Source organism: Streptomyces sp. NPDC023541, assembly GCF_055559995.1.
Genome location: NZ_JBVHJO010000041.1, coordinates 1 through 4871 on the forward strand (window position 1 = coordinate 1; position 4871 = coordinate 4871).

Annotated in this window: 1 protein-coding gene; it reads right to left on the reverse strand. The window is 74.5% G+C overall.

Features of this window, described 5'->3' with window-relative positions; translation table 11 throughout:
- Positions 1-4871, reverse strand: a 4871-nt coding sequence (locus ACZ3X1_RS37260; protein ID WP_467284004.1) for a type I polyketide synthase, incomplete at both ends; no start/stop codon positions are given.

The following is a 4871-nucleotide window of genomic DNA, read 5'->3' on the forward strand; positions in this document are numbered from 1 at the left end:
TTGCAGGCGTCGTCGAGGTCGAGGACCCCCGCGACGTGCGCCGCGGCCAGCTCGCCCACCGAATGGCCGAGGAGGTAGTCCGGCGTCAGGCCGTACTCCTCCACGAGCCGGAACAGCGCGACCTCGACGGCGAACAGCGCGGGCTGGGTGTACTGCGTCCTGTCGAGGAGCGCGGCCCGCTCGCTCCCCTCCTCGGCGAGGATCAGCTCCTTGAGGGACCGGCCCAGGTGTACGTCCATCCGTGCGCAGACCTCGTCGAGGGCGCGGGCGTAGACGGGGTGGGTCTCGTACAGCTCACGGCCCATGCCGGCACGCTGACTGCCCTGCCCCGTGAACAGGAGGGCGAGCCCGGAGGCTCCGGCCGCCCGGTCCGGGTCCCCGGTCACCAGCTGCGGCGCGGATGCGCCGCGGGCCAGCGCGTCCAGGCCGGCCAGCAGGGCGGCCGGGTCGTCGGCGAGGACGACGGCACGGTCCGGGAGCGCGGCCCGCGTGGTGGCCAGGGCGTGGCCGATGTCCAGGTGCGCGAGGTCGAAGGCGCCGTCCGTGCCGGCCTCGGCGGCCAGCCGCCGCAGCTGTACGGCCTGGGCGCGCAGGCCGTCCGTACCGCGGCCGGAGACCACCCAGGGCAGCGGGGAGGGAACCGCCACCTCGCGTGAGGATGCGGTCCCGGCGGCGGGGGCCTGTTCGAGGACCACGTGGGCGTTGGTGCCGCTGATGCCGAAGGAGGAGACGGCGGACCGGCGGGGCCGGCCGCTCTCCGGCCACGGGGTGGCCTCGGTCAGCAGCGAAACCGCGCCGCTCGACCAGTCCACGTGCGGGGTCGGGGCGTCGACGTGGAGGGTCTGGGGAAGGATGCCGTGGCGCATGGCCATGACCATCTTGATGACGCCGCCGACGCCTGCCGCGGCCTGGGAGTGGCCGATGTTGGACTTGAGCGAGCCCAGGAACAAGGGCCGGTCGGAGTCGCGGTCCTGGCCGTAGGTGGCGAGGATGGCCTGGGCCTCGATGGGGTCGCCGAGGGTGGTTCCGGTGCCGTGGGCCTCGACGGCGTCGACGTCTGCGACCGACAGGCCGGAGGCGGCAAGTGCCTCGCGGATGACGCGTTCCTGGGAGGGGCCGTTGGGGGCGGTGAGGCCGTTGCTGGCGCCGTCCTGGTTCACCGCTGAGCCGCGGACGACCGCGAGGACGTCGTGGCCGTTGCGGCGGGCGTCGGAGAGCCGCTCCAGGAGCAGCACACCCACACCCTCGCTCCACGTGGTCCCGTCAGCCGAGGCGGAGAAGGACTTCACCCGCCCGTCGGGGGCCAGGCCGCGCTGCCGGCTGAACTCCAGGAAGGGCCGCGGAGTGGCCATCACGGTGGCACCGCCCGCCACGGCCAGGGTGCACTCGCCCTGGCGCAGGGCCTGGGCGGCCAGGTGCAGGGCGACGAGGGAGGAGGAGCAGGCGGTGTCGACGGTGATGGCCGGGCCCTCCAGCCCGAAGGTGTAGGACAGCCGCCCGGAGGCGACGCTGCCGGCGCTGCCCGTGCTCAGGTAGCCCTCGTACTCGACGGGGACGGCGGACAGGCGGGAGGCGTAGTCGTCGTACATGGTGCCGACGAACACACCGGTCCGGCTGCCGCGCAGGGTGGCCGGGTCGATTCCCGCGTCCTCGAAGCTCTCCCAGGTGGTCTCCAGCAGCAGGCGCTGCTGCGGGTCGATCGCGTACGCCTCACGCGGCGACACCCCGAAGAACTCCGCGTCGAAGCGGTCGGCGTCGTAGAGGAAGCCGCCGTGCCGGGTGTAGGTCTTCCCGGGCCGGGTGGGGTCCGGGTCGTAGAGGTCGTCGACGTCCCAGTCGCGGTTGGCGGGGAAGGGGCCGATGGCGTCGGTGCCTTCGGCGACGAGCCGCCACAGGTCCTCGGGCGAGCGGGTGTCGCCCGGGTAGCGGCAGGCCATGCCGACGATCACGATCGGGTCGTCCTGGCCGGCACCGGCACCCGTCGGGGCCTGCCGTGCCGGCCGGGCCGCGGCCTCACCGGTGATCTTTCCGAGTTCTGCGACGACGAAGGCGGCCAGCGCGCCGGGGGTGGGGTGGTCGAAGACGGCGGTCGCGGGAACGGCGATACCGCTGTCCGAGGCCAGTCTGCGCCGGAGCTCCATACCGGTGAGGGAGTCCATCCCCAACTGGATGAAGGGGCCGCTGTCGTTGACGGCGGCGGGCCCGGCCAGGCCGAGCACGGCCGCGACCGTGGTCCGTACGAGCTCGCTCGCGGCCCGCTGCCGGTCCGCCGGGGCGAGCGCGGCGGTACGCGCGGCCCAGGAGGAACCGGTGGCCGCGGCCGCCCGGCGGCGCGGAGCCCGGACGAGGGTCCGCAGCAGGGCCGGCGCGGTCTGCCCGGGGGAGCGCAGCACCCGCAGGTCCAGCTCGATCGGGGCGAGCTCGGGCCGGCCGGACGCGAGCGCCGCGTCGAACAGCTCCATACCGCGTGCCGGGGTCAGCGCAAGGATGCCCTTGGCGGCCCACCGCTGCATGTCGGCCTCCGAGAACTGCGCGGCCATACTGCCGGTGCTCGTGTCCCAGAGTCCCCAGGCGAGGCTGGTGGCGGGGAGGCCGTGGTGGTGGCGGTGGTGGGCGAGTGCGTCGAGGTAGGTGTTGGCGGCGGCGTAGTTGGCCTGGCCGGGGTTGCCGATGAGGCCGGCGATGGAGGAGAAGAGGACGAAGTGGGTGAGGTCGTGGTCTCGGGTGAGGTCGTGGAGGTTCCAGGCCGCGTCGCTCTTGGGGCGGAGGACCCGGGTGAGGTGGCGGGGGGTGAGGTTGTCGAGGGTGGCGTCGTCGAGGGTGCCGGCGGCGTGGATGACCGTGGTGAGGGGGTGGTCTGCGGGGATGGTGCCGAGCAGGGCCTTCACAGACGCGCGGTCGGCGGCGTCGCAGGCGGTGACGGTGACGTGGGCGCCGGCCGCGGTGAGTTCGTCGGCGAGTTCTCGGGCTCCGGGGGCGTCGGGTCCGGTGCGGCTGGTGAGGAGGAGGTGCCGGGCGCCGTGGCGGGTGACGAGGTGGCGGGCGAGGATCCGGCCGAGTCCGCCGGTGCCGCCGGTGATCAGGACCGTGCCGTCGGGGTCGACGGCGCGGGCGGCGGTGCCCCCGGTGGGGGTGTTTTCCAGGCGCGGGGTGTGCAGTCGGCCGTTGCGCAGAGCGAGTTGGGTGTCGGGGGTGTGGGCGGCGGTGTGTGCCGCACCCGCGAGGTGGCCGGCGTCGGCGGCGTCCTCGATGTCGAGGTGGGTGAGGCGGCCGGGGTATTCGTTCTGTGCGGTGCGGACGAGGCCGGTGAGGGCTGCGGCGGGCAGGTCGTGGACGTCCTCGTCGGGGGAGAGTGCCGTGGCGCCGCGGGTGAGGACGACGATGCGGGTGGAGTCGAGGGCGCTGTCGCCGAGCAGTTCCTGCAGGGCGGCCAAGGTGTGCCCGAGCGCCGCGTGGACCTCTGACACCGCGTCCGAAAGGGCCACGACATCGGGTACCGGACCGCCCGCCGCGACGGCGGCCCGCAGCGCGGCCGCGTCCGCGTACGGCGTGCCGGCGACGGCGGCGACCAGACCGTGCGGGTCGGACCCCAGTACCGCCCACCGACCGGCCGGGGTGTCCGCGGCCGACGGCGGCAGCGGCTTCCACACCAGGCTGTAGAGCCCGTCGTGCCGGCCGCCGCGGCCTTGGAGGTCACCGGCCGGGCGCAGGGCGATCTCGTCGACCGTGACGACGGGCCGGCCGTCCGCGTCCGTTGCCGTCAACGAGGCGGAGTTGCCGCCCCCGGAGCTCAGGCGGACGCGCAGCGCGGTCGCTCCCGTGGCGTGCAGGGTGACCCCGCTGAAGGAGAACGGGACGGTCAGCTCCTGCGAGTCCTCGATCAACAGGCCGTGCAGGGCGGCGTCCAGGGCGGCCGGATGCAGCGTGAACCCGTCGCCTTCGATGCCTTCGGGCAGCGCGATCTCCGCGTAGACGTCGGTGCCGTGGCTCCAGGCCCTGCGCAGGCCCTGGAAGGCCGGCCCGTAGCCGTAGCCGCGGTCGGCGAGGCGGGGGTACAGCTCACCGACGGGGATCTCCGTCGCCCCTTGCGGCGGCCAGGCCGAGGGCTCGGCCACCGCGGCGGCCGGGGCGGACTCCCGGAGCACACCGGAGGCGTGCCGGGTCCACTCCGTGTCCGCGGCACCCTCGGCGCGGGAGTGGACGGTGACGGCGCGGGTACCGGACTCCTCGGCGCCGAGCGCGACCTGGAGGTGGATCCTGCCGTCCTCCGGGACGATCAGCGGTGCCTCCAGGACCAGCTCCTGCAGCCCGTCGTAACCGAAGCGGTCGCCCGCCGCGAGAGCCATCTCGACCAGCGCGGTGCCGGGCAGCAGCACGGTTCCCGCGACGGCGTGGTCGCCGACCCACGGGTGGCTGCCGCGCGTGACCCGGCCCGTGAACAGCAGCCCCTCGCCGTCCGCGAGGCTGGTCACCGCACCGAGCAGCGGGTGCTCCGCCGGCGTGAGCCCCAGACTCGCCACGTCCTCGGGCGTGGCCGGGCTGTTGAGCCAGTACCGGGTGCCCTGGAAGGCGTACGTCGGCAGCAGGACCCGCCGCGCACCCGGGAAGAGGTGCTCGGGGTCCAGCGCCGCACCCCGTACGGCCGCATGGGAGAGGGCGGTGGCCAGCGTCCGTACCTCCGGGTGGCCCCGGCGCAGGACGGCGACCGTCGTCGGCGAGGCCTGGACGTCGTCCTCCAGGCAGCTCCGGGTCATGGCGGTGAGGACGGGGTCGGGTCCGAGTTCGATGTAGGTGGTGACGTTGTGGTGGTGGAGGTATTGGACGGCGTCGTTGAAGCGGACGGTGTGGCGCAGGTGGTGGGCCCAGTAGTC